The organism is Lysobacter yananisis (assembly GCF_031199375.1).
Classification (GTDB): domain Bacteria; phylum Pseudomonadota; class Gammaproteobacteria; order Xanthomonadales; family Xanthomonadaceae; genus Lysobacter; species Lysobacter yananisis.
The window spans coordinates 3,710,789-3,735,436 of sequence record NZ_CP133568.1; the positions used below are offsets into that span (position 1 = coordinate 3,710,789).

Consider the following 24,648-nt stretch of genomic DNA (forward strand, 5'->3'; position numbering starts at 1 on the left):
GGCGCGCGGCGGCGATGAGCCTGGCGGTCTTCTACGGCGGCACCTTCGACCCGATCCACGACGGCCACCTCGCCGTCGCCCGCGCCGCGCGCGACGCGCTGGCCGCGCAGGTGCGGCTGATGCCGGCCGCCGACCCGCCGCACCGCGCCGCGCCCGGCGCCGACGCGCGCCAGCGCGCGCACATGCTCGACCTGGCCGTGGCCGGCGAGACCGGGCTGGTCGTGGACCGGCGCGAACTGCAGCGCGAAGGCCGCTCCTATACCGTCGAAACCCTGCGCGAGGCGCGCGCCGAGTTCGGCCCCGAGCGCCCGCTGGCGCTGCTGGTCGGCGCCGACAGCTTCCTCGACTTGCCGAAATGGCGCGAATGGCAGGCGCTGTTCGGGCTGGCCCATTTCGTCGTCGCCGAGCGCCCGGGCAGCCCGCTCGACGCGGTCCGGATCGAAGCCATCGCACCCGGTCGCGAGACCGCCGATCCGGCCGGCCTGCGCCAGGCCCCGGCCGGCCGCGTCTACCGGCTCAAGCAGCCGCTGCACGCCGAATCGGCCAGCCAGGTGCGCGAATTCATCGCCGCCGGCCGGCCCTGGGACGAATTCGTGCCGCCCGCGGTGGCCGCCTACATCCGCGAATGCGGCCTCTACGGCGTCGTCGCCGGCCGCGGCGCGACGCCCGCCTGAACGTCCCGGCGCGCGGTCCGCAGCGCCGCCGCGGGGGCCTTGGGTATAATCGGCACATATCTTCCGAACGACGAGCCGTACCCTCTTGACCAGCCAAGCCCAAGTCATCAAGACCCAGCTTCCGAACCCGCCGCCGCCGACCGAGCTGCTGCTCAAGACGGTCCATGCCGCGGTGGAAGAACTCAAGGCCAAGGATGTCGTGGAAATCGACGTGCGCGGCAAGAGCAGCGTCACCGACTACATGGTGATCGCCTCCGGCACCTCGACCCGGCACGTCAAGTCGATCGCCGACGAAGTCGTCAAGTTCGCCAAGAACCTCGATGTCATGCCGCTGGGCGTGGAAGGCGAGCGCGAGGCCGAATGGGTGCTGGTCGACCTCGGCGACGTGGTCGTGCACGTCATGCTGCCGCGCGTGCGCGAGTTCTACGCGCTCGAACGCCTGTGGACCGTCGGCGACCAGCCGCCGCCGCCGGAAGGCGTGGAAGGCCGCCGCGACGCGTCCGACGAGGACGGGCGTTACTGACGGCTTTGCGGTGCGAAAGCGAAAACGGCGCCCCAGGGCGCCGTTTTTCATGCAGCCTGCGTTGTTGCGCTGCCGACTGTAGGAGCGACGCGAGTCGCGACCGCGGCACAGCGCATACGATGCAACCTGGCGACCCCGCGGTCGCGACTCGCGTCGCTCCTACAGTCGGAACCCTCGCGTCCACCGCAGCTCAACTCAGCGCCAGCTTCCCCGCCGCCGCCGCGATCAACCCACCGGCGACGCCGTCGATCCAGCGCCGCCGCCGACCGCCGAGCGTCGCCGCGCCGCCGCCGCGCGCACCGCGCCCCAGCGCCAGACTCAACGCCGCATACACCAGCGCGCAGCCGGCGACGAACAGGGCCGACAACGCGACCGCCTGCGGCGCCGCCGGCGCATCGGCGCGCATGAACTGCGGCAGGATCGCCAGGTAGATCATCATCCCCTTGGGGTTCAGCGCCGCGGTCAGGAAGCCGCGGCGCAACGCATCGCGCCGGCCGCCGCGTTCGACCGCCTGCGCGTCGAGCGCGCCGCGCCGCAGCGCCGAACGCAGCAGCTTGAACGCCAGCCACGCCAGATAGGCCACGCCGATCCAGCGCAGCGCCTGGAACAGCGGCGGCGACGCCGCCACCAACGCCGCCAGCCCGAGCGCCGCCAGCAGCGAATGCAGCAGATAACCGGCGCAGACCCCGGCGGTGGCGCGCAGCCCGGCCGCGGCGCCGCCGCCGAGGCTTTGCGAGGCGACGAACAGCATGTCCGGCCCCGGCGTGCAGATCAGCGGGAACACGGTGGCGCAGAAGAGCAGGGCGGTGTGCAGGTCCATGCCCGCCATGATCGGCCCGGTGCGGCGGCATGGGGTTGCGCGGATGGCGCGTTTGTCGGAATTATTGGCAGGAACTGCCATGAATCCGCACCGATAGCCGCAGGAGCTTCCAATGCGCCTCGACGAGACCGACCGCCGCATCCTGCGCGTGCTCCAGCGCGAGGGCCGCATCGCCAATGCCGAGCTGGCCGAACGGGTCGGCCTGTCGCCCTCGCCGTGCCTGCGCCGGGTCCGGTTGCTGGAAGAGGCCGGGGTGATCGAGCGCTACGTCGCCGTGCTCGCCCCGGCCCGGCTCGGCCTGTCGATGACCCTGTTCACCCGGGTCTGGCTGATGACCCAGGACGCGGAGACCATCGATCGCTTCGTCGCCGCGATGCTGCGCCTGGACCAAGTCATGGAGTGCTACATCGTGCTCGGCGAATGCGACGCGATGTTGCGCGTGGTGGTCGCCGACCTCGACGATTACCGCCGCTTCCAGACCACCCACCTGACCCGCGCCAACGGCATCGCCAACGTCAAGACCGACCTGCCGAGCCAGGTGGTCAAGCGCAGCTACGAACTGCCGCTGTAGCCGCGCAAACCAAGGCCGCGCGAACAAGCGCCGCGCAAACGAAAAGGGCGCCCGAAGGCGCCCTTTCGCGAGTACCGCGCGGCGGCGTCAGTTGCGCGACTGCAGCTTCGACAGCAGGCGCAGGAACTCGATGTACAGCCACACCAGGGTGACCATCAGGCCGAACGCGCCGTACCACTCCATGTACTTCGGCGCGCCTTGCTCGACGCCGTTCTCGATGAAGTCGAAGTCCAGCACCAGGTTCAGCGCCGCGATCACCACCACGAACAGGCTGAAGCCGATGCCGATGATGCCGGACTGGTGGATGTAGGGGATTTCGATGTTGAACATGCGCAGCACGATCGAGGCCAGGTAGACCAGGGCGATGCCGCCGGTCGCCGCGACCACGCCGAGCTTGAAGTTCTCGGTCGCCTTGATCAGGCCGGTGCGGTAGGCCGCCAGCAGCGCGAACAGGGTGCCGAAGGTCAGCATCACCGCCTGGATCACGATGCCCGGGAAGCGCGCTTCGAAGATTGAGGAGATCGCGCCGAGGAAGAAGCCTTCCAGCAGCGCGTACATCGGCGCGGTGATTGGCGACCATTCCTTCTTGAAGGTGGTCACCAGGCTCATGATCAGGCCGCCGATCAGGCCGCCCCACAGGTACAGGCCGGCGCCGGAGACCTGGCCGCGCGGGCCGATCTCGATCTGGTTCCAGGCGAACGCGGCGGTGAGCACGGTCAGCAGCAACAGGAAGCCGGTCTTGTTGACCGTGCCGTTCAGGGTCATCGCCTGGCCGTTGCCGGTCACGACCGCGCCGCTGCCGAGGTCGAGGAAGGTGGATTCCTTGAGGGCGGGGTTGCCGCTGCGCATCATCGGTGTAGCTCCTTTTTCGTCGCGTACCGCCGGCCGCGCCGACGGATGAGGATGATTTCTGACCGGCGAAAGCATACACGCCGGCGCTTGCGGCCGGCCGCGGCAGGATGTTTCCAAGTGTGCGACCGCCGGGCGCGGACCGGCGGTCTGGACGGATTGCGCGACAGGATTGACAGTTCAGGTAACCGCGACGAAACTATGCGGCCTTTCGCGGCGTTGGCGCGCTTCGGAAGTCCCGGTTCCGGGGTATAGCTCAGCCTGGTAGAGCGCCAGCTTTGGGAGCTGGATGTCGTGGGTTCGAATCCCTCTGCCCCGACCATCCATCGTCCAGGCCGGCCGTCAGTTAAGATTCGACTTTCCTGGCGCCCGTAGCTCAACCGGATAGAGCACCGGCCTTCTAAGCCGGTGGTTGCAGGTTCGATTCCTGCCGGGCGCGCCAAATTCGCAAGCGCCGTGCGGTACAATGCGCGGCTGGTAAGTGTTTCTGTGGTGGCTGTAGCTCAGCTGGTTAGAGTACTGGATTGTGATTCCAGATGTCGGGGGTTCGAGTCCCCTCAGCCACCCCACTAAAAATTCGTTGCGACGGAATTTGTTGTAACGAAAGTGTTGTGCGGAGCGAAGTTGTTGTGTAAGATTTCGCTCCTCGGTTTTACCGGGCCGTTAGCTCAGTTGGTAGAGCAGTTGACTCTTAATCAATAGGTCCAAGGTTCGAATCCTTGACGGCCCACCAATAAAGAGAAGGGACTTGGCATCGCTGCTAAGTCCCTTTTTCTTTGCGCCGGTAAAATTGCCGGTAAATTTAAGTGAGCCGCTTGCGCTTCGCCGCCGGCGCCACCAACCGCAGTTCGTGGTCGTAGCGGTCTTGCATTTCCTTCGTCTTGTGCCCGGCCGCCGACTTGTCCTCCGAATCGGTGATGCCGCGATGCTTGAGCCCGTGCAGGGTGAAGCGCTGCGCATCGGTGATGGCCTTGGCGGCGACGGCGGCATCAATCAGTCGTTGCCATGCCGAATCCAGGCTGGATTTCTCCAGCGGGTCGCCCGACTGGCTGACGATTAGGAACCGTTGTTCAGGTTGTAGCGGGGTTGGGAACTTACGACGGCTCCAAACCGCTGCGCGCTGTATGGCGAGTTCCGCCCACGCGGCGCGCAAGTCGGTATCCCATTCGGTGATGTTGTCTTTGCTGCCTTTCAGGCGATTGCACAAGATGCCCTCGCGCAAACCGTGCGCATCGGTGAGGGTGTTTACCTCCAAACCTCGCAGCCGGCAGCCATAGGCCAGCACCATTGCAGGCGCGAGATACGGGGATAGGCTTCCCCGTGTATGCGCCTTCAACGCGCCGCGTTGACGTGCAAACGCATGGACGGCGGCGAACACGTCGTGATCCGGCATCTTGAACTCGCCTAGTTCCTCGGCCGCTTTGGTTCCCTTCGCAGGATTGGTGCGGCAATGGCCGCGTTGCACGTCGTAGGTAAACGCGCGACGGGCATACCGGAGCATGTGATTTGCTTTCGCTGGTGTTGCCTCGGCCACTTGATCGACCATCAGTTGAAACACAGGAACGGTCAGGTGGTCCACCATTCGCAAGACCATGACCGCGAGCGGTCGGCAGGCCACGTTTGAAGCGAGCCGCAGCGACGACATTGGGCACGCCGACCTCGCGTGGCGGTGATGCACGCACTGGACCATGAACCGCTTAGCGGCGACGGCCCGCGCGGAAAATCCATTGTGGAGATATTTTGATGACCGCTGCATGCCAACCCGCCAAATCCGCCGCGAAGTCGGCCAAGGCGCAGGCGTTTACGTTCGGCGACCCCGTGCCTGTCTTGGATAAGTGCGGCGTGTTGGATCACGGCGAGTGCGTGCGCGTCGGCCGCTGGTACGAACCGCCCGTGTCCATGAGCGGCCTTGCAAGCGCGTTCCGCTCCAGTCCGCACCACGCGTCGGCGATCTACACGAAGTGCAATATCCTGTCCTCGACCTTCGTTCAGCACCGGCTGCTCAGCGGCGATCAGTTCGAGCGCTTGGCGCTGGATATGATCGCGCTGGGCAATGCCTACTTGGAACGGCGAAACGCCCGCACTGGCAAGGCAATTGCGCTTAAGCACTCGCTCGCGGTCTACACGCGGCGCGGCATTGAGGACGGCGCCTACTTCTTCACCCAAGGCGGCGAGGAACACGAATTCGCGCGCGACTCGGTATTCCAGTTCATCGAACCGGACTTGATCCAAGAGCTTTACGGCGTGCCGCAGTACGTCGGCGCGTTGCAGTCGGCATTCCTCAATGAGTCGGCGACGCTGTTCCGGCGCCGCTACTACCTCAACGGCAGCCATGCCGGTTTCATCATGTACGTGAACGACGCCGCGCAGGATCAAGCCGACGTTGACGCGATGCGGCAGGCGCTGCGCGACTCCAAGGGCGTCGGCAACTTTCGCAATCTGTTCCTCTACTCGCCGAACGGGAAAAAGGACGGCGTGCAGGTGATTCCGATCAGCGAGGTTGCGGCGAAGGATGAGTTCCTGGGCATCAAGGGCGCGACGCGGGATGACATTCTGGCCGCGCACCGTGTACCGCCGCAGTTGCTGGGCATGCCGCCGAACAACACGGGCGGATTCGGCGATGTGGAGAAGGCCGCCCGCGTGTTCGCTCGCAATGAGTTGATCCCTTTACAGGCGCGATTTCGACGCCTCAATGATTGGCTCGGCGAAGACGTCGTTAGATTCGTCCCGTACGAACTTAGCTAAGGCTTGCTAGGTAAAGGGTAGCGCTGGCTCGCGGCCTTGGCGAGTGTCGCGCCATGCACCAGGCATGGCGCGACAAATCTATTGCACTCGGCCGTATCGAAAATACGGCTTAGCGGCGTGTCGCTTCAGTTGGTGATGATGATCCGACTAGAGCCTTGCTGCTCCGCGTTTGGTTGCACCTTCTGCGAGGTGGTCGGCTGGGTGCATGTGCTCGTGTGATCCACCGCGTTTGTCACGATGCCATTAGCATCGGTGAGCGTGGTTTGCCATTTGAATGTGGCGGTGGGCAGCGAGGCGGAAGGAGTGCATTTGAAGTTGAATGTCAGCGGAGAAAGGGTGGTGCTGGAATAACTCCCATTGTAGTCGTCGCAAGACCAACCGCTTGGACATTGAATTATCTTTGTCTTTCGCTGGACCGGGAATTTTGGTGTTCCGTCGTAATGGATTTGAGCCGGAATGTTGACCTGCTGGGGGCCCGTTACATTCGGGATGCTGACAATCTGAAAGCGTTTGCCATAACTATTTATGTATGCCTGCTTTTCATCATTACATAAGCTGCGCCGCTTCACGCCTGGGTTTAAGGACCTGTACAGCGCACAACTAGCGTCGTCTAGTACATCCTCAAGGCCCACAACATGTCCAAGCTCATGCAGTACGGACGACTGGAAGTCCAATTCATCCAGCGGCGTGGGGTTCAATCCAGCACAGTTTAGCTTGTCAACTGGCGTCGGCCCGACTTGGTTGATGCGTCGCTTGTCAACAATAATGTCAGTGTTTTCAATGATCTTGGTTTGTGTGTTGCGCCTCACTCTTGTCACCATGATGGCGTTTGAGTCGCCTGGCGTGCCGTCTTCGATAGTGACATTTTGGTCATCGAAAGTCGGGGTCTGGTCGGCGTAACGTGGCTGGAATGAGGATGTCTTGGTTTTTAGGTCGAAGTCTGCTGCAACTGCATTCCACTCGCTTACCGCGAAGATGGTCGCGTTTATGCAGTCTGCTGGGATTGAATTGTGAAAGCCAACAGTGACCGAGCGCGCACCATACTTCCCGTAGATCACCGGAGGCGTTGCGTTTGCAGAGGTCACAAATGCTGTAAATACTACCGCCACGGCCATCATTAGATTAGATTTCACGACGCTCCCCGGCCTGGCTCTTTTCTTGGTGGCGTTTAAGCTCGGCCTCAATCGATCTCAGGTCTTTGGGCGCGACACCCGACAAAGCGGGTTTAGGGCCGGAAAGTAGGGCGCCATCGGGCGACACTTCATAGGCGAGATAGGGCAAGGCTGTGAAGTGGCTTTCTGGCTGTTTTTTTGCCATTGCAACATATTGCTCATACCAGTTTTTCGAGAGCACCAATAGATAATTCTTCCCGGGCGTGAACTTGGCTTCGGAAAAATCAATCTGCTCGGTGTCTTTACCCGTCGGCCCAGAGTTTCGAGGAAGCAGTATGACGTCGCGTATAGCGCGATTGCCTTTCAGCGATTTCACAACGGTGAAGGGGATTTCTGACAGAAAACCGTCGGTGCGAGCCTTGCCAGCTCGCACATCTCCGGCGGTGGCGATGACCACCGTATCGGCCAGGAGCATTTGTTCGGCTGGTGTCGTCGTGGTCCCCACAAAAAACCGGTATGCGATATCGAATAGGTCGGTGTTGCGGCCGCGATACGACTTTACGTCCGCCGCAGTAAAACCCAACGCAGCCAAGTCTATGGCCGCATCGCGCGTGAACGCTTCGGTTTGAGCTGCTGTTTTCGAGTCGGCGGAGCGAACGCTATCGCTCCCCAACAATTGCTGATAGGTGGTCAGGCGCCCGCGCCTAGTTAGGGCTTGAATGCGATCTTGTTGTCCCTTCTGCGCTTCTTGGCGTCTGCTCTCGGCCGTTGGTTCCTTCGGGGCTGCGTCGACACGGGCGGTCGCGGCAAGGCCGCCCAGTGCTGCAACAATTACTAGTGTTCGCCACATATCACTCTTTCTCCATGTGAGGGGGTGTTACAGGTCATCCAAAGGCATTGCGCCCAGCTTGTAGGCGAATGGAGCGCGATGCAGTGGCGTGCTTCACATCAGCGACATTTTCAGTATCTTGTCGGTTTGCTCTTGCCCTTGTTGCTGCTGTTGCAACTGCGCTTGTTCCTGGGCTTGCTTCTGCGTCTGTTCGTAATTGAATTGTTCCGTCTCGCGAACGGTGTCCTGCAAGGGCGGCGCCTGCTGGGAAACATCAACGGCGGTATGGAACCCCTCGACCTTTCCTCCCATCCATAGCGTATCGCCCACGACGGCGACGGGACCGAGTCGGTCGGCGTCTTGGATGCCGTTGCGCTTTGCCGCCAGCATCGCCGCTGCCGCGTGTTCATCCGGCAACCCGTCGGGCGCGTTCGCGCGAATCTTCGCGATCATCGCTTGATCGCTTCGCGAGAAATGCGACAGATCGATGACCGGCTCACGCTCAGGCGCTACCGGCTGGGGCGGTGGTGTCGGCGCAAGGGGCGCGCGGTCGGCCAGCTCGGCCGCGTGGCTGGGAGGTGTCGCCGGTTCGATAGACGTCGGCGCCTCGGCGGTCGCGGGCGGCATCGCAGGGGCCGGGCGGGACTCAGGCGGCGTAGGTTGGGCGCTGGCCGCCGAACGGCCGGGCTCGGCAGGATGCGCGTCGGGAGCAGAGCCCCGCTGGTCGGGCTGGGCATGGCGCTGTGGGCGATCCTGTTCGGGACGCTCGGCCGCTACGCTCGGCGCCGATGGGGCAGACTCCGCGTGGGGCGCTTCGCGCACATTCTGCGGGGCGCTGCGGTCGTCGCTCTGTGCGGGCGGCAGAATAGGGGCGACGGATGCAGCCGGCGCGTCGTGGACGCGCGAGAGGGCTTCGCGCTCGGCCTTGGGTTCGTCCAGTTGTTCGCGTTGCGCGCTGGGCGTGGGGCGCATGGCGTGGGCCTGCTGGGCGACTGCAAGCGTTTGCACGGTGCTGGGGTCCACTACGCCCGTGGTCGGCAACTGATTCGCCTCCTGGAACTGGCGCACGCCGTGTTCCGTTGCCGCGTCGAACTGCCCATGTTGCGGTAGCGGGGATTCCCCCGGCCCTCGATAGCCCATGCGATCCAGGCGGTATTGCAGCAACGCCACGTCCTGCCCGGAGCTTCCGCGCCGCAGGGCGTCGTCCTGTCCGCTCGGCGGCGCTGGCGTGGCCTGCGCGTCGTTTTGCGCCGGCAGTGACCGCGGCGACGCCTGGGCTTCGGCTGCGGGCTGCTCGGGCTCTACGGGTTTGCGCGCTTCGTCTGCGCGTGCCTGGACCTGGGCGGCATCCGCTGACGGTTCCGCCTTCGGCGGCAGGGGCGCGGCCGGTTGGCTAGGGGCCGGCGACGATGGCGCGGCGGTTGGTTGCGCGTCCTGCCGTGGCGCGGCCTGGGCGCGGGCGGCGTCAATGGGGCGGGTAACGATTTCCGGTTCGCGATCCGCCGCAATCGCCGCTGCGGCGGCCGCCTGCTGGGCGGTCAACTGCACGTCATCGCGGGACAGGCCGAGCCGATTCGCCTCGCGCAGCGCTTGTTCCTGCGCCTCCCGCTGCTGCGGCGACAGCGCCTCAATCCGCAGTTCGGGCGTGTCCGGGATCGGCGCTGGTCGCGCCCGGACTTCCGTTAGCGCTTGCTCGATTTCTGGCGTCGTGGTCACTGCCGCGATGCGCCGGACGCCATCGGCGTCGCTGGAAACGTGAGCGATCGGACTGCGCACGTCGTACTTGCCTGCGGCGTTGGGCTCTATCTGAAACGTCGTCCCGCCCGGCGCGATCCCATTCGCTTCGCGCGTGCGGGCGACGGCGAGCATCGATGCGTCCATCTGCTGGGGCGTCGGGTTCACGCCGCGCTGCTGGTACGTGTCTAGCAGGATGGCGCGGTCGCGATCCTCGGCCGGCGGCGCCTGCATGGGGGACAGCGCGGCCACGTATTGCCGGTGTTGGGCTAATTGCGGCGCGAGTTCGGCGTTGGTGCGCTCCAGTTCCACCGGCAGGTTTCCGGGCGCGGGAGCGCCGTTCGGGTTCAGCCATTGGCCGGCGTCGTCGCGGCGGTACAACTGGCCGTTGCTGGCGGTCACGTAGCCCTGCGTTAGCACCGTTGTTGCGGCGGGTAGTTTCTCGCCATCAAACCCACTCGCACGGAACGCGATTTCGTAGCGCGAAGCGATAGGCGCGGGGCCGTTCGCGATATTGTCGCGGATGACTTGGTCGGCGGCCTGGTCTAACGCGGCAGCGCGTTGGGGCGACGCGATTTCGGGGCGAATGTCATTCGCGCCGTGATCGATCCGGCCGACCACCACATTGCGCTCCCACTGCCCGGTGCGGCTATTACGCTCCCATGGCGCGGGATCTAGGCTCGGCGTATCCCCCGGCGATTGCGGTTGAATAAACGGGCTGCGCGGCGGCGGCACGTCCTTTAGTTCCAGCGCCGTCGCGGCATTGAGCGCGGCCAGATTCAGTTCTCGCGCTTTCTCCGGCGGCGCGGCGAATGTGGTCGTGGTCGGATTGTCGATGCCGTCGCGGCTCAGGTCCGCAGTGCGCTCGCGCACCCATTGCCGGCCGGTGAATTCCCACGACACATTGTCGCGGTCGGTTTGGTGATAGACCTGCCGGTTATCCCACCACTTCGCGACTTTCTCGCCGGCTTCGCTGCCGGTGTATGCGCCAACCGCGACCGTCACTAGCGCACCTGGGCCGGTCCACGAACCTGCAATCAATCCAGCGGCGGCGCCGCCGGCAACGCCGCCGACACCGCGTCCGCCGTAATGCATTGCGTGCGATTGCGCGGCGAGCGGGTTATCTCGGTCGAGCGCCGACGATATGCGCTCGCTGGCCTCCGCAGCTTCGGCGAGGCTCACGGCCGCGCCGCCGACGATAATGGACTTAACCATAGCGCCGCGTCCTGGCGCCTTCGCCGCTGCTCGGTCTGCTGCGGAGTCTATGTGCGGTGCGAACGCTTCACGTAGGGCAGTGACGTTTGGTTCGCTTACAGTCAATCTATTTGCGGCATGCGCCTGATTGATGGCTTGTCGCAAGGATAGGTGTCCGTCCAGTGCGTCAGCTTTGATTGGTTTATATCCTGGCTGGTTCACGGCCTGGACAGTCTTTAGAACGTTCCCTTCCGACTGCACAACGGCCGCCCAATCGGACTCGGGGAGCGGTAGCTTGCTTACGCTCGCAATCTCTTTCGCATGAGTGCGTGCGTACTGGTCGGTATTGTCGAAAAAGTCTTCCGTCCTCTGCTTCGCCTCGGCGTAGGACATGCCGGCCGGGACATTCGTATACACGTCGCCCCTCATTAGACCGACTTTGATCGTGTCCTCTAAGTCGTGAACGCGTTGAACTACCTTCGCGGCAGCCTCGCGGTCGCCATTCAACGCCGCCTTGCCGTCTTTCGTTGCGGCAATCTCATCGAGTTGAAACAGTAAGCCGTCCGAGTAGACATTAAAATGTCCGCCAGTATGCGGACTGATCCCAAGATCGGCTGCAAGTTGCTTGCTATCGGGAAGATTGATCGTGTTGCGCGGGCCGTCGATATCGTACAAGCCCATTGCTGTGAGCTTTTGGAGCAGGACGCTTCTATCAAATGCCTTGTTCTGCTCAATGCAATGATGCAACTCAAAGACGTGCCTTTCGGGGGAGTTCATGCGGCGTATCCTTGCCTAGATGTCAGCGGCCTAACTCAATTGCCCTGTGTGATATCTATGAAGCGCACGCCAGTGAAGCCATGCCCTCCTATCGCATCGCGCAGCACCCAATCGCAGAACACAAAGTCCCCCGAATATGGTGTGCGGAAAGCATGCGCGGAACCCAGTACGTCCGACTTAAAGGCCAAGTCGACCGCGCCGCCTAGTCGATAGTATTTTCCATTTTCGTAATCGGCGCTTTCTATGACGCGTAGTTTGGACTTGGCTTCGTCCACAGCATCCAACTCGCGAAGCGCATCACAAAGGAAATGCTGTGGGCCTTCTGTCCCGTCGGGCAGCGTGAAGATGCAAGGCACGAAAGCAAATCCATCAGGATCGACCGATGCCAGCGCTTCTTTGAAGCGCTTGGAGACTAACCAATATCCACTCAAGCTCGCTTCAAGATCGCGCGGCATCGAACCTTGCGCGGGGTCATAAACAAGGTGTGGGTTTTCGGCCAGCGGCGGGAACCCGCCTGCCTCCGGGCGGATAATCAAGCGTGGAGGTGTGAGCAACTTGCTTTCGTTAGCTAGCACCACACCGTGACCGGGACCGCCACCGCGAATATCCGTGTCGATGATGTAGAACTTTCCGTGTCTCGTGCTCTGGCGTTTCTCGGTCTCAGCGGCTGTGCTTTGCATTCGATTCGTCCTGTTCCAAGCGGTACCGAATAGGCACCGCCCAGTATCGCCTAGATGGCGTCCCGGCGCGTCAGACTTTTCCTAGGCGTGTGTCGGATTAATCCATCGGCGGACGGTAGCGCAGCCGGACACACCGCGATTGACTCGGCTGAACGGGCTGGGCTTACGTGGTCGGACGCCGGTCGCTTACCCAGGCGGCAGGTCAAGAGCCGGGCGGCGACGCTCCCGCCGTTTGGCGCGCTGGCGCGCGGTCGAGACCCCGCCACGCCTTCCCGCTAGTTGTGCGTCTTTCGACTCAAACGCCGGAGCCTGTTCCGACCCTGCGCGGCAAGCTCGCTCCTTGCTTACGGCGTCCCGGCGTCCGCGACGCATTTCGACGCACCCGAGCCCGGATTCAGACCTTCTCGCCCGCCGCCACGAACGGGAGGAGGGGGGCAAGTGCACAGGCCCAGGGAGGGGCTTTCGGAAAACGGTAACCTCGGTAACTGCTTCCCAAAATTCGCTCCATGTGGCTGTTTGTAATGGTTTTTTTGGGTTACCGCCACGGGGTAATTTTCGGTAACGCTATCGGTAACCTCCCCGTAAGTGGCTGATTTATAAGGGGCTTGCAATGACTAATGGTTACTTGGAAGAACGGTAACTAATTACTTCATAGTTACCGCATTGGTTACCGCAGGCCATGATGTCTAAGTCATTGATAGAGCGAGGAAATGTGGCTGATTTTCGTGCAGGTTACCCAAGTTACCGATTTCCGAAGCACCCCCAGCCCCCGAGGCAATAAGGGCGCACGGGCAAAGTCGGCATAGTCTCAAGGTCTTCGACGGGCACCGTTACCATGCGCGGCATGCCGTCCTGCATCGTCCGCTACCGCGTCACCATCGTTCCGAGAACCGCACACCCGGCGCGCCCGTTCGCGGGCGTGCCCGGCATAGCCGTCGTGGACGAGGAATGGGGGGCGGACGACTTCGGCGACCCTGGCCGCTGCGTGCGGCGCCGCGCCCAGGCACCGTGACTGCGTCACCACCATTCCGAGAGCTGCGAAGGTGACGCAGCCGGTCGAGTGTGTGGCGCCCTGGAGCAATGAGCGATGAACTGGCGAGAGTTATCGCAGCACGGTGTCCGCTTCCGGCGCCCAATCACGTTGCAGACCGGTGCTTGCAGAGACAGCGTGCGCCCTTCACGATGATCGCCGCACGTTTAGCGGTGACCACAAGATGTATCAAGCGCGCTCAGGCTACTAGGTCGAATTCGACCTGTAGATGGGTAGATAGCATTTTAATCTAAGGATAGAAGAGCTTATGCCTGACGCAGAAATCAACGTTCGTGACGTGGATTTTGGTCGCTTGGATGCAGAAAGCGATAGAAATCTGCACAATTATTTCGTTGACACCGGAGTTATTGAGCGTATCGGAAAAGGACAGAAGCAATTCATCATCGGGCGAAAGGGGTCGGGTAAAACTGCCCTTTTTCAGCAGCCCGGAAAGGCCATCAGCGGATCTCATGTTGTAAATCTGGAGTTTTCGGATTATGCCTGGGAGTCTCACAAGGCCATCGCCGAACTTGGGCTTCCTCTAGAGAATGCATATACGGCGTCATGGATCTTTACCTTCCTCGTTTCCGCATGCCGCAAGTGGATGACTTCGGTCGACGAGACCGTAGCCAAAAAGGCCAAGAAAACTTATCTCGACATCTATGGCGCCGAAGGCGGCGGGGGCGGGCTACTCGACATCCTCTTTGATCGGTTCAAGCGCGTCAGAAAGCTAGAAGGTCCGGCAGCGGGCGACTTAGTAAAGTTGGGGGCGATTGAGATTGAGGGAGTGCCGGAAGGCGCCCACCTAGCTTTTGCTGCTAATGCTTGGAATCGAAAGCTGATTGAACTTGCGGATGAGCTATTCAAGACAAAGCCGATATCGATCTTTGTCGATCGATTAGATGACGGCTGGGACGCTTCGGCAGAAATGAAAGCAATGCTCGCTGGTGCTATTAAAGCAGCTAGGTCGCTGAATTTACGTTACGCTGCCGCCCGGCCCCCGGCCATTGTTCTTTTTTTGCGCAGCGACATCTATGCACACTTGGAGTTCAACGATAAGAATAAGATTGGCGCTGATATAGAGCACGTTGTCTGGGATCAAAACGCCCTATTGGATATTGCAAATGCTCGAATAGCGAGATCCATTCCCGTAAAAAAGAGCGAGGCTTGGGCTGCCGTTTTTTCTGACAAGCAAATGCGGCAGCGGGCTTACATAAGTAACTATATCCTTAAGCGCACTATGTTGCGGCCTCGTGATCTGATTGCCTTCTGCATTTATTGCAAGGAGGCCGCTGTCGCGAATGGCCACACGAAGGTAGAGCCAGAAGACGTCTACGACGCCGAGGTTCAATACTCGAAGCATGTTTACGACGAGCTTGTGGATGAAATGCACAAGCAGGTCCCCTACCATGAAACCATCTTTCGTGCGCTCAACAAAATCGGGTACTCAAGATTTAATTTCGCGACATGGGAGAAGGCGCTGACAGAAGTTGGCGCTAACGGTGCTGATTCGATGCACTCTCTCAAGTTGCTTTTTGAGTATGCGGTGGTCGGGGTTCCGCGAGTGGGTGGGAAAGGGGGAGGGAGCAAGTACGAATTTATTTATCAGAACCGGTTCTTGGAGCCTCGGTTTGACGGCGATATCGTTGTTCATCCTGCGCTTCGCAAGCATCTGAACTTAAAGGACGCAATGCCGGCTGACGCGGACCAAGCAGATGAGGACTAGTTCTGCGTAGGCGACCCTAGGCTGCGGTCGGGATCAGGCTGGACCGCTGGGTCCTGGAATCAGGGCCAAGACGGAAAGGTCAATCCATTGGGTGGCGCCGCGGAGGCTGCTCTCGCGTAGCACGGACCGGCGGAAGTGGAAAATTTGGCGTCCAGAGCCTTTGCGCTCCGTCGTTCCGGGCGGCAGAAGTGGAAGAAATCGATCCCCTAAGATGCTGATAATAAAGAGATTTTATGCATTGGGCTAGCTGACTCTTAATCAATAGGTCCAAGGTTCGAATCCTTGACGGCCCACCAATAAAGAGAAGGGACTTGGCAGCGATGCCAGGTCCCTTTTTCTTTGTCCCGCGTTTTCTTCGGTTCGCGTTTTCTTCGGCTCGCGAAGTTCCCCGGGCGTTCTCGCATCGCGTGTTCTTGCTCGCGCGAATGCTGCGATCGGGCGCGGCGCTGCGGGCCGATCGGTTTTCGTTGGCCGCAACCGGCGAGCGCTGGCCCGGCGGTGCCGCCGTTGAACTTTGCATGCTCGCGCTTGCCGCCGCAGACTTCGCGTCGCTTCGAATCGCGCATGGGCTATTGCCTGCGCAGGGAGTCGATCCGGCGCAGCGCTCGCGCGGTCTTCATGTCGAATGCGGATCGGACTTCGCCGCCGGTGCGCCGTTGTCGTCCGATGAGGGCGTTCGCTCGAACCCATCGAAGCGATCCCGCTGCGGCCTTCGAGCAAGCCGCTGCAACGCCGTGCGCAAGCTCTGGCCGCACGCGAAGTTCGAGCGCGTTCGCATGCGACGCATTTTTTGTGCCTCGCAGCGTGCGCGCAACGCTTCCAACGACTAGCGTTGCGTGGCCAACAGCAATCACAGAGGCCTCGGCCGAACGCAACGCAGCCGGCAACGCCGCCGTAGTCCATTCAGACCAAGGGAGACTGGATCCATGAACATGATGATCAAGGGCATCGCGATCGGGTTGTTTGCGATGGGAGCGGTGATCGGTGGAAGCGCGAACGCGATTCCGACGGCGACTTGCGACAGCGCGCATGTCGGCGCGGTCCGGACCGAGTGGGTGGGCGATGTCGCCTACAAGTACGAATGCGACGGCAGCGGCTGGCAGCTCGTCAGCAAATGCGGCTGGGTCGGCACGCGCTGGGTCTGCATGAACCAGTGATCGGCGCCTGCGTGCGTGCTACGTACCCAGGTGGGGTGGGTTCGTAGCGAGCGTCCGCGGCCGATGGCGGCGCATGAGCGCCGCGTTCGCGCGATCTGCGAACCGGTGCGGGTCGCGAATGCGCGCGCGTGCTGCAAGCGGCTGTGACCGATCGCTGGGTTCATGCGCTTTGCTGCGCCAAAAATGTGACTGGGGATCACATTTAAAGCGCGAAATCGCCGAGAAATCTGCGGACAGCAGGCGCGAAATCCGTTATCCATGAATCATGGGCCGCGCGGCTTCGATACGCCGGCTCTTGTCGTTGCGCCCCCACGTGAAGCACCGATCCCCCAACGGCGGACAGAATCGCTGGCTGTCCGCCCCGGCGAGCGCGCGCGCATCGTTGTGCGTGCGCGGGCCGGCGAACGATTCCAGCGGCATCATGTTTACGAAAAGGAGAGGTTCATGAAGCGGACGATGATGAAGGTGGCGGCTGCGGTTTTCGCGGTGGGTCTGGTGGGCGGCGTCGGCGTGGCGAACGCGCAGATCGGCGGGGCGTACTGCAATCCGAACGGCGCCACGACCAATATCGTGCAGGGCAGCTGGCGCAACTACTACACCTGCAGCAATCACAAGTGGGTCTTCGTCAAGGCCTGCCCGATCGGCGGCGGACGCTGCGTGTTCTGATCGGATCCGTCGGCAGCCGCGGCCGCGCCGCTGGGCGACGGCCGGTCTCGCGCCGCAAGCGTGAGCGCATGGCCGGGACGCGGTTTCCGTGAAAGACGGACCTGTCGACGTCGAGTCGGCAGGTCCGTTATTTTTGCGCGGGCGGGCGGTGCGCGCGGCGAACGCGAGCGATGCCGCCGGGCATCGGCGCGCAGGGGTTTTTTCCGTATCGTGCGGTTCCGGCCGCGGCCCTGCGTCGGCCGCGCACAGGAGACCGAATGATCGAATGGAGCAAGTTGCAGGACGCCTACGGCCCCGCCGACGCGGTGCCGGCGCTGTTGGCCGCGCTGGACCCGGACCCCGCCGCGGAGGTCTGGACCGAGCTGTGGTCGCGCATCTGCCACCAGGGCACGGTCTATTCGGCGAGCTATCCGGCGCTGCCGGCGCTGTTGGACGCCGCGCGCGGATGGGCGCCGCCGGCGCGGGTCATGCCGGTTTCGCTGGCGGCGACGATTCTCGCCTCGCCGCAAACCGGCGCGGACGAACGCGCGCGCTATGCCGCGCTGGCCGCGGAGCTGCGTTCGCTCGCCGCGGATTCGCTGCGGGCGCCGGTGCTGTCGCGCGCGGACATCGTCTGCCTGCAGCAGGCGGTGTTGCTGCTCGACGGCGAGCCGTGGGCGGAGCAGTACGATCGCCTGTTGAGCGGCGAACTCGACGGGCAGTGCCCGGCGTGCGCAACCGATCTGATGATCGTGATCGGGGAGTACGGGTTTTTCGTCATCGACCAGGAATGGATCCACGGCCACAACGAGCGCGCCGCGCCGATCGCGCCGGCCGAATTGGCCGAATTGGCCAATCCGGCCGATCCGGCCAGTTCAGACGATCCGGCCGGCCTGCCTTCGGTCGGCGAGTGGTTATGGCAGGGCGCGCGGCGTCACGACGACGCCGAACTGCAGGCCTGGATCGCGCACCTGTTCGGCCGCGGCCGCTGTCCGGCGTGCGCGGCGCAGTGGCCGGTCCTGGACGCGGTGTCGGCCTAGCTTCGCGGCGAGCCGAACCGCTCCGCCAGCGTGTCGGTCGCCGTCACCAGCGCGTCCACGATCGCCGGATCGGCCGCGCTGTGTCCGGCCAGGACGATGCGCAGCTCCGCCTCCGGCCAGGCCGCGGCCAGATCGACCGCGCTCTTGACCGGACAGATGATGTCGTAGCGTCCGTGCACGATGGTCGCCGGGATCTCGCGGATGCGGCCGATGTCGCGCAGCAACTGGTCGGGCTCCAGGAACACGTCGTGGCGGAAGTAGTGCGCTTCGGCGCGGGCGACGCTGACCGCCGAATCGGTGTCGCCGTGGATGCCCGGCTCGAAGGGATCGTGCAGCAAGGTGGTGCTGCCGCCTTCGCAATCGCTCCACGCCATCGCCGCCTCGCGCCGCACCTGCGGGTCGTCGCTGTCCAGGCGCCGCCAGTAGGCCTCGACCATCTGCCCGCGTTCCTCCTCGGGGATGTAGTCGAGGTAGCGCTGCCAGCGTTCCGGGAAGATCCAGCGCGCGCCGCCGTCGAGTTCGTTGAACCAGCGCAACTCCGGCGGCCGGCCGAGGAAGATGCCGCGCAGCACCAGCGCGCGCACCGGTCGCGGATGGGCCTGGGCGTAGGCCAGCGCCAGGGTCGAGCCCCAGGAGCCGCCGAACACCACCCAGCGCTCGATCCCGAGCAGCGCGCGGATGCGTTCGATGTCGGCGACCAGGTCCCAGGTGGTGTTGTCGCGCAACTCCGCGTGCGGCGTCGACTTGCCGGCGCCGCGCTGGTCGAACAGCACGATGCGGTAGCGGGCCGGATCGAAGAAGCGGCGGTGATACGGCGACACGCCGGCGCCGGGGCCGCCGTGCAGGAACAGCACCGGCAGGCCGTCGGGATTGCCGCATTCCTCGACATGCAGCTCGTGGATCGCGTCCACGGCCAGGCGGTGGGTGCGGTAAGGCTCGATCTCGGGATACAGCTCGCGCATGGCGGTCGCCGGCGGAAGGGGAGGCAGGCAGCATAGCCGCGCGTGCTCGTCGCCGGCTTGCCGGCGCTGGCGCTTGCGGCGGCGGGGTGGGGCGGCGGTCTCGCGGTAGGCGCGGGTCTGGGTTGGCGCGTTGTGCCCGGGCCGTTGCCTGGGACGGCTGGACTTAGGCTTTTCGATCCCCAGGCGGCGCGCCTGGGTCGGGCGGCGAGGGCTCGGCTTTGCGCCCGCGCGCCGTTAGAATGCGGGCCCGGCCTCGCGCGCCGGCGCTTGCGAAAGTGGCGGAATTGGTAGACGCACTGGATTTAGGTTCCAGCGGTTCACACCGTGCGGGTTCGAGTCCCGCCTTTCGCACCAAGGCCGCGCGCGGAAGATCGGCCGCCGTTGCCCCTGCAATGGCAGGCCGGGCCGGCCGGCGTTTCTGCCGCCGACCGCACCTTGACTGCGACGTCCGACGGCCGGGTAGATCATCCCGCCTGTCCTCGGCGCTCTCGCCAACGGTCGCCTTCGGGGCCGCGCCGCACCGCCGCAAGCCCGGCCCGCGCCCCCCTGTTCCGGCCTCGCCGGCCCTTTCGGCCGCGACTGGCTACCGGCCCGTCCCATGGCCTCCTGCGACACCTGCGCAAAACCCGGCCCGCGACCCCAAAACCCGCCACCCGCCGGCCTTTGCGCCCCGCAACGCTGGCAGGCCAGCGCGTAATCGGCCAAACTAGCAAGTTCCGCCGGCCGGCGAGCGTCACCCCGGGCCGGCGGCCGGACCGGATCAACAACATCGTCGCCGCGGCGGGTGCCGCGGTCGCAGGAGTGGATATGCAAGTTTCGCTGGAATCGCTGGGCTCGCTGGAGCGCCGACTGACCTTCAGCCTGCCGGCCGAAAACCTGGAAAGCCAGGTCGGCGGCCGCCTGCGCGAGATCGCGCGCGGCGCCAACATCAAGGGCTTCCGCCCCGGCAAGGTGCCGACCAAGGTCATCGAGCAGCGCTTCGGCGCCCAGGTCCGCGCCGAAATCCTCGACGGCATGCTGCGCGAGAGCTTCGGCGACGCGATCCGCAAGGAACAGCTGCAGATCGCCGGCAACCCGAGCATCGAGCCGGCCGGCGAGACCGACGGCACCCTGTCCTACGTGGCCGTCTTCGAGGTCGTGCCGGACTTCGGCGACATCGACGTGGCCAAGCTGGAAGTGGTGCGCCACGCCGCCGAGGTCACCGACGCCGACATCGACGCGATGATCGAGAACCTGCGCCTGCAGCGCCGCACCCTGCAGTCGGTCGAGCGCGGCGCCCAGGAAGGCGACGTGGTCGAAGTCGAGACCTGGACCGAGATCGACGGCCTGCGCATGCCGGCCGAGGGCGCCGAATACGGCAGCACCCAGATCGGCTCGGGCGCGATGTTCAAGCCGCTGGAAGACGCCATGGTCGGGGTCAAGGCCGGCGAGGAGAAGGTCGCCGAAGTCGAGTTCCCGGCCGATTGGCGCGCCGCCGAGGTCGCCGGCAAGACCGCCAACGTGCACCTCAAGCTCAACCACGTGTCCGAGCCGGTGATGCCGGTGGTCGACGCCGAGTTCATCAAGAGCTTCGGCGTGCGCAGCGGCGACGCCGAGCAGTTCCGCGCCGACATCCGCACCAACCTGGAGCGCGAGCTCAAGGGCGCGCTGATGAACCGCCTGCGCCAGGAAGTCGGCGAGCAGTTGGTCAAGGCCTACGAGTCGGTGGAAATGCCGCCGAAGCTGGTCGAGCAGGAAGCCCGCAACATGGTCTGGCAGACCGTCGAGCAGGCCCGCCGCCAGGGTCGCCAGGTCACCGCGCCGGACGACGCCTACCTGAACTACATGGACGCCGCGCGCAAGCGCGTGCTGGTCGGCCTGCTGGTCGGCGAGATCGCCCGCCGCAACGACCTGCGCCTGGAGCCCAAGCGCGTCAACGAGACCCTGCGCCTGATCGCCTCGACCTACGAGGAGCCGCAGCAGGTGATCGACCTGTACCGCAACGACCAGCAGCTGATGGCCGGCCTGCAGAACCGGGTGATGGAAGAGCAGGTGATCGACTGGATCGCCGAGCGCGCCCAGCACACCGAGCAGCCGCTGTCGTTCAGCGACGCGATCCGTCCGAACTGAGCGATCGCACCGGCCCGCGGCTCTCGCCGCGGGCCGCTTGCTTTGCGAGGTCCCTGCGCGACCAGGCCGCAGTTCCCGCGCCCCGCGTTTCGCGGTCCGCCCCCGGGGCCCGGCCCGCGCGGGCCTTCGCCGCAGCGGCCGGCCGCATCGGCCCGGAGCGCGGGCCGCACCGGCACGCAACCCCGCCGGCCGGCGCCCACGCCGCGTTTTTGGCAATCGCGCCTCTTGCGCTGCGCCGCGACCGGCCCCAAGTTGGGCTCAACCGCGCAAGCAACCCAGCGCCCCCCTACGTCAGCCACAGGTGCCGTTCAATCCATGGATAACCTAACCAAAGCCCTGAATCTGGTGCCGATGGTGGTCGAGCAGACCAGCCGCGGCGAGCGCGCCTACGACATCTATTCGCGCCTGCTCAAAGAGCGCGTGATCTTCCTGGTCGGCGGCGTCGACGACCACGTCGCCAACGTGATCGTGGCCCAGATGCTGTTCCTCGAGGCCGAAAACCCCGAGAAGGACATCAACTTCTACATCAACTCCCCGGGCGGCGTGGTCACCGCCGGCATGGCGATCTACGACACCATGCAGTACATCAAGCCCGACGTGAGCACGATCTGCATCGGCCAGGCCGCCAGCATGGGCGCGCTGCTGCTCGCCGCCGGCGCCAAGGGCAAGCGCCTGGCGCTGCCGAATTCGCGGGTCATGATCCACCAGCCGCTCGGCGGCTTCCAGGGCCAGGCCACCGACATCGACATCCACGCGCGCGAGATCCTGACCCTGCGCCAGCGCCTGAACGAGATCCTGTCCAAGCACACCGGCCAGTCGCTGGAGACCATCGCCCGCGACACCGAGCGCGACAACTTCAAGAGCGCCGAGGCCGCGCGCGACTACGGCCTGGTCGACCAGGTGCTCGAGCGCCGTCCGGACGAGACCATCCAGGCCTCGTAAGGACGCCGCCGGGCGGGCCGACACAGCGCGCAAACCCTTGATCGCACTGCGGTATGCGGCGAAAGGGACGGTCCGGGGCGCTGTGCTATCCTCGGGCCGAGCCGCCTGAACAAGCCTCGGCGGCGCTTGCCGCCCAGGCGTTTTGGGCATATTAAGAAGCCAACGCGCACCACAAGACTGAGCACCAACGGGCCAAACCAAGCATGACCGACGAACGACAAGGACGCAGCACGGGCGACAGCAACAAGATCCTGTATTGCTCGTTCTGCGGTAAAAGCCAGCACGAAGTCCGCAAGCTGATCGCGGGCCCGAGCGTGTTCATCTGCGATGAGTGCGTGGAGCTGTGCAACGACATCATCCGCGAGGAACTCGAGGAGAAGGCGCAGTCGGCGCGCAGCCACCTGCCCAAGCCGCGCGAGATCCTCGAGGTGCTCGATCAGTACGTGATCGGCCAGCAGCGCGCCAAGCGCACGCTCGCGGTCGCCGTGTACAACCACTACAAGCGCATCGAGAGCCGGCAGAAGAACGACGACGTCGAACTGTCGAAGTCGAACATCCTGCTGGTCGGCCCGACCGGTTCGGGCAAGACCCTGCTCGCCGAAACGCTGGCGCGGCTGCTCAACGTGCCGTTCACCATCGCCGACGCCACCACGCTGACCGAAGCCGGTTACGTGGGCGAAGACGTGGAGAACATCATCCAGAAGCTGCTGCAGAAGTGCGATTACGACGTCGAGAAGGCCCAGCAGGGCATCGTCTACATCGACGAGATCGACAAGATCTCACGCAAGAGCGACAACCCGTCGATCACCCGCGACGTGTCGGGCGAGGGCGTGCAGCAGGCGTTGCTCAAGCTGATCGAAGGCACCATCGCCAGCGTGCCGCCGCAGGGCGGGCGCAAGCATCCGCAGCAGGAATTCCTGCAGGTCGACACGCGCAACATCCTGTTCGTGGTCGGCGGCGCGTTCGCCGGCCTGGACAAGATCATCCAGCAGCGCAGCACCGAGGCCGGCGGCATCGGCTTCGGCGCCAAGGTCAAGAGCGCCGAGCGCAAGATCGACATCGGCAAGATTCTCGCCGACGTCGAGCCCGAGGACCTGATCAAGTTCGGCCTGATCCCCGAGTTCGTCGGCCGCCTGCCGGTGGTCGCCACGCTCGAGGAACTCGACGAGCCGGCGCTGATCTCGATCCTGACCGAGCCGAAGAACGCGATCACCAAGCAGTTCCGCAAGCTGTTCGAGATGGAGAACGTCGAGCTGGAGTTCCGCCCCGACGCGCTCTCGGCCATCGCCAAGAAGGCGCTCAAGCGCAAGACCGGCGCGCGCGGCCTGCGCACCATCGTCGAATCGGTGCTGCTGGACACGATGTACGAACTGCCGTCGTTGGAGAACGTCAGCAAGGTGGTGGTGGACGAGTCGGTGATCGAACACAAGTCCGAGCCGTACCTGATCTACCAGACGCCGCCGGCGCAGCAACAGCCCAAGGTGGCCTCGGCCGAGTAAGACCTTCGCCCCCGCCCAGTGCGGGGGCGATCGTTTTCGGGGGCGGGTTTTTGTGCTTGCCGCAGGAGCGCTTGAGCCCCGACGCTTCCCGCTCTTGTCGGAGCGGCATCAGTCCCGAAGCGTCCGGCTTTTGTGGGAGGGACTTCAGTCCCGACGCTTTCCGCCAAGGTCGCGGCGACCTGGCACAAAAGCGTCGGGGCTGAAGCCCCTCCCACAATCGCTTCGGCGGTTGTTTCGAGTGAGTGTCGATCTGCTTTAGTGGGAGGGACTTCAGTCCCGACGCTTTCCATTCCGATCGCGGCGATCCGGCACAAAAGCGTCGGGGCTGAAGCCCCTCCCACAATCGCTCAAGGCCCGCGCATCAGGCGGCGCTGTCGTTCTCGTCCTCGTCGCCATCCCCGTTCCACTCGACCATCGCCCGCCGCGCCCGCTCCACGCCCTCGCACAACGCCTCTTCCAGCGTCTGCCGGGCCGGGTTCGCCGCCAGCATCGCGCGCAGTTCGCGGCGCACGCCGCCGAAATCGTCCTGGTCGTAGTACAGCGCGCCGAAGCGGCCGTCCTCGTCGGCGTACAGGTACCACGCGCTTTCCGCGACGGTATCGGTGCGGTACCAGCCGAAGCAGCGGTAGCGCGCGTTGAGCGCATCGAGCTCGGCCTGTTCGAAGGTCCGGCCCGGCTCGAACTCGGGCCGGTCGTTGGCCCAGCTGTAGACGATCATGTCGGCCAGACCCAGCGAGCGGATCCGCTGCCAGGCGTCGGCGTGCTCCAGGCCGTCGGCCAGTTGCGCCGGGCCGGGCAGCTGCACGCAATGCGACTCGGTGTTGTGCCAGTTCTGCAGGCCGCCGAACTGGCGATAGAAGGCCTCCAGGTCCTGCGGCAGCGGGCGCGGTTCCAGCGCCTGCAGGCGGGCGATCTCGTCGCTGGCGGCGGGCCCGACCGGCAGCAGGGTGTTGTAGTCGTCGTCCCAGAACCGGGTCCGGATCTCGTTGTATCGGTCGATGGCGGTCTGCAATCGTTGCATCGCTGGCGT

22 protein-coding genes, 5 tRNA genes and 1 pseudogene are annotated in these 24,648 nt (G+C 64.3%); 18 read left to right on the forward strand and 10 right to left on the reverse strand.

Going from position 1 to position 24,648, the window contains the following annotated elements:
* Positions 1–14 precede the first annotated feature (14 nt).
* Both nadD and rsfS read left to right on the forward strand, forming a co-directional pair.
* Entirely contained in the window at positions 15–674 is a 660-nt protein-coding gene (nadD, locus tag RDV84_RS15520) for a nicotinate-nucleotide adenylyltransferase (RefSeq protein WP_309150844.1), read from the forward strand.
* Between the two features lie 85 nt (positions 675–759).
* Positions 760–1,197 carry a ribosome silencing factor gene (gene rsfS, locus RDV84_RS15525; RefSeq protein ID WP_309150845.1) on the forward strand — a complete coding sequence of 146 codons (438 nt, stop codon included), beginning with the start codon at positions 760–762 and terminating at the stop codon, positions 1,195–1,197.
* 190 nt (positions 1,198–1,387) lie between these two features.
* Here rsfS and RDV84_RS15530 read toward each other — a convergent pair whose 3' ends face one another.
* Positions 1,388–2,017: a LysE family translocator gene (locus tag RDV84_RS15530; protein WP_309150846.1), complete on the reverse strand. Its 630-nt coding sequence runs from the start codon at positions 2,015–2,017 to the stop codon at positions 1,388–1,390.
* Positions 2,018–2,129: 112 nt separating this feature from the next.
* Here RDV84_RS15530 and RDV84_RS15535 point away from each other — a divergent pair, with 112 nt between their 5' ends.
* Positions 2,130–2,588: an Lrp/AsnC family transcriptional regulator gene (locus RDV84_RS15535; protein ID WP_057948288.1), complete on the forward strand. Its 459-nt coding sequence runs from the start codon at positions 2,130–2,132 to the stop codon at positions 2,586–2,588.
* A gap of 87 nt (positions 2,589–2,675) precedes the next feature.
* Here the strand turns inward: RDV84_RS15535 and RDV84_RS15540 are convergent, their stop codons facing one another.
* On the reverse strand, positions 2,676–3,437 hold the full coding sequence (locus RDV84_RS15540; RefSeq protein WP_091794726.1) for a Bax inhibitor-1/YccA family protein: 762 nt from the start codon (positions 3,435–3,437) through the stop codon (positions 2,676–2,678).
* Between the two features lie 245 nt (positions 3,438–3,682).
* On the opposite strand from RDV84_RS15540, the gene RDV84_RS15545 reads away from it, so the two are divergent.
* From RDV84_RS15545 to RDV84_RS15560, 4 genes are all read left to right on the forward strand, one after another.
* Positions 3,683–3,759 (forward strand) — tRNA-Pro (locus RDV84_RS15545).
* A 43-nt stretch (positions 3,760–3,802) separates the two neighbouring features.
* Positions 3,803–3,879 (forward strand) — tRNA-Arg (locus RDV84_RS15550).
* A gap of 50 nt (positions 3,880–3,929) precedes the next feature.
* A tRNA-His gene (locus RDV84_RS15555) sits at positions 3,930–4,006 on the forward strand.
* Positions 4,007–4,094: 88 nt separating this feature from the next.
* Positions 4,095–4,170 (forward strand) — tRNA-Lys (locus RDV84_RS15560).
* A gap of 69 nt (positions 4,171–4,239) precedes the next feature.
* Here RDV84_RS15560 and RDV84_RS15565 read toward each other — a convergent pair.
* The gene (locus RDV84_RS15565; protein ID WP_309150847.1) at positions 4,240–5,082 is read right to left on the reverse strand and encodes a site-specific integrase; all 843 of its coding nucleotides are present in this window, start codon (positions 5,080–5,082) and stop codon (positions 4,240–4,242) included.
* A gap of 98 nt (positions 5,083–5,180) precedes the next feature.
* Here RDV84_RS15565 and RDV84_RS15570 point away from each other — a divergent pair, with 98 nt between their 5' ends.
* A complete protein-coding gene (locus tag RDV84_RS15570; protein ID WP_309150848.1) occupies positions 5,181–6,182 on the forward strand; it encodes a phage portal protein in 1,002 nt (333 codons plus the stop codon).
* A 125-nt stretch (positions 6,183–6,307) separates the two neighbouring features.
* Here RDV84_RS15570 and RDV84_RS15575 read toward each other — a convergent pair whose 3' ends face one another.
* From RDV84_RS15575 to RDV84_RS15590, 4 genes are all read right to left on the reverse strand, one after another.
* Entirely contained in the window at positions 6,308–7,315 is a 1,008-nt protein-coding gene (locus RDV84_RS15575) for a hypothetical protein (RefSeq protein ID WP_309150849.1), read from the reverse strand.
* Positions 7,305–8,144: a hypothetical protein gene (locus tag RDV84_RS15580; protein WP_309150850.1), complete on the reverse strand. Its 840-nt coding sequence runs from the start codon at positions 8,142–8,144 to the stop codon at positions 7,305–7,307. Before RDV84_RS15580 ends, RDV84_RS15575 begins: the two co-directional genes overlap by 11 nt.
* A 93-nt stretch (positions 8,145–8,237) precedes the next feature.
* Complete coding sequence (locus RDV84_RS15585; protein ID WP_309150851.1) at positions 8,238–11,828, reverse strand: peptidoglycan-binding protein; 3,591 nt, start codon at positions 11,826–11,828, stop codon at positions 8,238–8,240.
* Positions 11,829–11,863: 35 nt separating this feature from the next.
* The gene (locus tag RDV84_RS15590) at positions 11,864–12,508 is read right to left on the reverse strand and encodes a DUF1629 domain-containing protein (RefSeq protein WP_309150852.1); all 645 of its coding nucleotides are present in this window, start codon (positions 12,506–12,508) and stop codon (positions 11,864–11,866) included.
* A 1,298-nt stretch (positions 12,509–13,806) separates the two neighbouring features.
* Between RDV84_RS15590 and RDV84_RS15595 the strand changes: the two genes are divergently transcribed.
* The 5 genes from RDV84_RS15595 (at position 13,807) to RDV84_RS15615 (ending at position 18,106) form a co-directional block, all read left to right on the forward strand.
* Positions 13,807–15,264, forward strand: coding sequence for a P-loop ATPase, Sll1717 family (locus RDV84_RS15595; RefSeq protein ID WP_309150853.1), 1,458 nt, complete (start codon positions 13,807–13,809; stop codon positions 15,262–15,264).
* A gap of 311 nt (positions 15,265–15,575) precedes the next feature.
* Positions 15,576–16,094: a hypothetical protein gene (locus RDV84_RS15600; RefSeq protein WP_309150854.1), complete on the forward strand. Its 519-nt coding sequence runs from the start codon at positions 15,576–15,578 to the stop codon at positions 16,092–16,094.
* 96 nt (positions 16,095–16,190) lie between these two features.
* A complete protein-coding gene (locus tag RDV84_RS15605; protein ID WP_057948287.1) occupies positions 16,191–16,421 on the forward strand; it encodes a hypothetical protein in 231 nt (76 codons plus the stop codon).
* 444 nt (positions 16,422–16,865) lie between these two features.
* A complete protein-coding gene (locus RDV84_RS15610; protein ID WP_309150855.1) occupies positions 16,866–17,087 on the forward strand; it encodes a hypothetical protein in 222 nt (73 codons plus the stop codon).
* A 257-nt stretch (positions 17,088–17,344) separates the two neighbouring features.
* Positions 17,345–18,106, forward strand: coding sequence for a hypothetical protein (locus RDV84_RS15615; RefSeq protein WP_309150856.1), 762 nt, complete (start codon positions 17,345–17,347; stop codon positions 18,104–18,106).
* On the opposite strand, the gene pip is transcribed toward RDV84_RS15615, so the two are convergent.
* Complete coding sequence (gene pip / locus RDV84_RS15620; protein ID WP_309150857.1) at positions 18,103–19,068, reverse strand: prolyl aminopeptidase; 966 nt, start codon at positions 19,066–19,068, stop codon at positions 18,103–18,105. The two genes, RDV84_RS15615 and pip, sit on opposite strands and share 4 nt — an antisense overlap.
* Positions 19,069–19,337: 269 nt before the next feature.
* On the opposite strand from pip, the gene RDV84_RS15625 reads away from it, so the two are divergent.
* From RDV84_RS15625 to clpX, 4 genes are all read left to right on the forward strand, one after another.
* Positions 19,338–19,422 (forward strand) — tRNA-Leu (locus RDV84_RS15625).
* Positions 19,423–19,875: 453 nt separating this feature from the next.
* A complete protein-coding gene (gene tig, locus RDV84_RS15630; RefSeq protein WP_309150858.1) occupies positions 19,876–21,177 on the forward strand; it encodes a trigger factor in 1,302 nt (433 codons plus the stop codon).
* A gap of 315 nt (positions 21,178–21,492) precedes the next feature.
* Entirely contained in the window at positions 21,493–22,119 is a 627-nt protein-coding gene (gene clpP, locus RDV84_RS15635; protein WP_057948282.1) for an ATP-dependent Clp endopeptidase proteolytic subunit ClpP, read from the forward strand.
* Between the two features lie 203 nt (positions 22,120–22,322).
* Positions 22,323–23,618: an ATP-dependent Clp protease ATP-binding subunit ClpX gene (gene clpX / locus RDV84_RS15640; RefSeq protein ID WP_057948281.1), complete on the forward strand. Its 1,296-nt coding sequence runs from the start codon at positions 22,323–22,325 to the stop codon at positions 23,616–23,618.
* On the opposite strand, the gene RDV84_RS26575 is transcribed toward clpX, so the two are convergent.
* Positions 23,567–23,833, reverse strand: coding sequence for a DUF6053 domain-containing protein (locus tag RDV84_RS26575; protein WP_425608215.1), 267 nt, complete (start codon positions 23,831–23,833; stop codon positions 23,567–23,569). The genes clpX and RDV84_RS26575 overlap by 52 nt on opposite strands.
* On the opposite strand from RDV84_RS26575, the pseudogene RDV84_RS26580 reads away from it, so the two are divergent.
* Positions 23,751–23,957: pseudogene (locus RDV84_RS26580) on the forward strand (DUF6053 domain-containing protein); the annotation flags it as partial. The gene RDV84_RS26575 and the pseudogene RDV84_RS26580 sit on opposite strands and share 83 nt — an antisense overlap.
* A 22-nt stretch (positions 23,958–23,979) precedes the next feature.
* On the opposite strand, the gene RDV84_RS15645 reads toward RDV84_RS26580, so the two are convergent.
* A complete protein-coding gene (locus RDV84_RS15645; protein ID WP_309150859.1) occupies positions 23,980–24,639 on the reverse strand; it encodes a hypothetical protein in 660 nt (219 codons plus the stop codon).
* Between the last annotated feature and the right edge of the window lie 9 nt (positions 24,640–24,648).

Coding starts and splice junctions, on each gene's coding strand:
- RDV84_RS15585 (WP_309150851.1), bottom strand. CDS start 11,828: ATGAACTCCCCCGAAAGGCACGTCTTTGAGTTGCATCATTGCATTGAG.
- RDV84_RS15590 (WP_309150852.1), bottom strand. CDS start 12,508: ATGCAAAGCACAGCCGCTGAGACCGAGAAACGCCAGAGCACGAGACAC.
- RDV84_RS15565 (WP_309150847.1), bottom strand. CDS start 5,082: ATGTCGTCGCTGCGGCTCGCTTCAAACGTGGCCTGCCGACCGCTCGCG.
- clpX (WP_057948281.1), top strand. CDS start 22,323: ATGACCGACGAACGACAAGGACGCAGCACGGGCGACAGCAACAAGATC.
- pip (WP_309150857.1), bottom strand. CDS start 19,068: ATGCGCGAGCTGTATCCCGAGATCGAGCCTTACCGCACCCACCGCCTG.
- nadD (WP_309150844.1), top strand. CDS start 15: ATGAGCCTGGCGGTCTTCTACGGCGGCACCTTCGACCCGATCCACGAC.
- clpP (WP_057948282.1), top strand. CDS start 21,493: ATGGATAACCTAACCAAAGCCCTGAATCTGGTGCCGATGGTGGTCGAG.
- RDV84_RS15580 (WP_309150850.1), bottom strand. CDS start 8,144: ATGTGGCGAACACTAGTAATTGTTGCAGCACTGGGCGGCCTTGCCGCG.
- RDV84_RS15605 (WP_057948287.1), top strand. CDS start 16,191: ATGAACATGATGATCAAGGGCATCGCGATCGGGTTGTTTGCGATGGGA.
- RDV84_RS15595 (WP_309150853.1), top strand. CDS start 13,807: ATGCCTGACGCAGAAATCAACGTTCGTGACGTGGATTTTGGTCGCTTG.
- RDV84_RS15645 (WP_309150859.1), bottom strand. CDS start 24,639: ATGCAACGATTGCAGACCGCCATCGACCGATACAACGAGATCCGGACC.
- RDV84_RS15535 (WP_057948288.1), top strand. CDS start 2,130: ATGCGCCTCGACGAGACCGACCGCCGCATCCTGCGCGTGCTCCAGCGC.
- RDV84_RS15615 (WP_309150856.1), top strand. CDS start 17,345: ATGATCGAATGGAGCAAGTTGCAGGACGCCTACGGCCCCGCCGACGCG.
- RDV84_RS15610 (WP_309150855.1), top strand. CDS start 16,866: ATGAAGCGGACGATGATGAAGGTGGCGGCTGCGGTTTTCGCGGTGGGT.
- RDV84_RS15570 (WP_309150848.1), top strand. CDS start 5,181: ATGACCGCTGCATGCCAACCCGCCAAATCCGCCGCGAAGTCGGCCAAG.
- RDV84_RS15540 (WP_091794726.1), bottom strand. CDS start 3,437: ATGCGCAGCGGCAACCCCGCCCTCAAGGAATCCACCTTCCTCGACCTC.
- RDV84_RS15530 (WP_309150846.1), bottom strand. CDS start 2,017: ATGGACCTGCACACCGCCCTGCTCTTCTGCGCCACCGTGTTCCCGCTG.
- tig (WP_309150858.1), top strand. CDS start 19,876: ATGCAAGTTTCGCTGGAATCGCTGGGCTCGCTGGAGCGCCGACTGACC.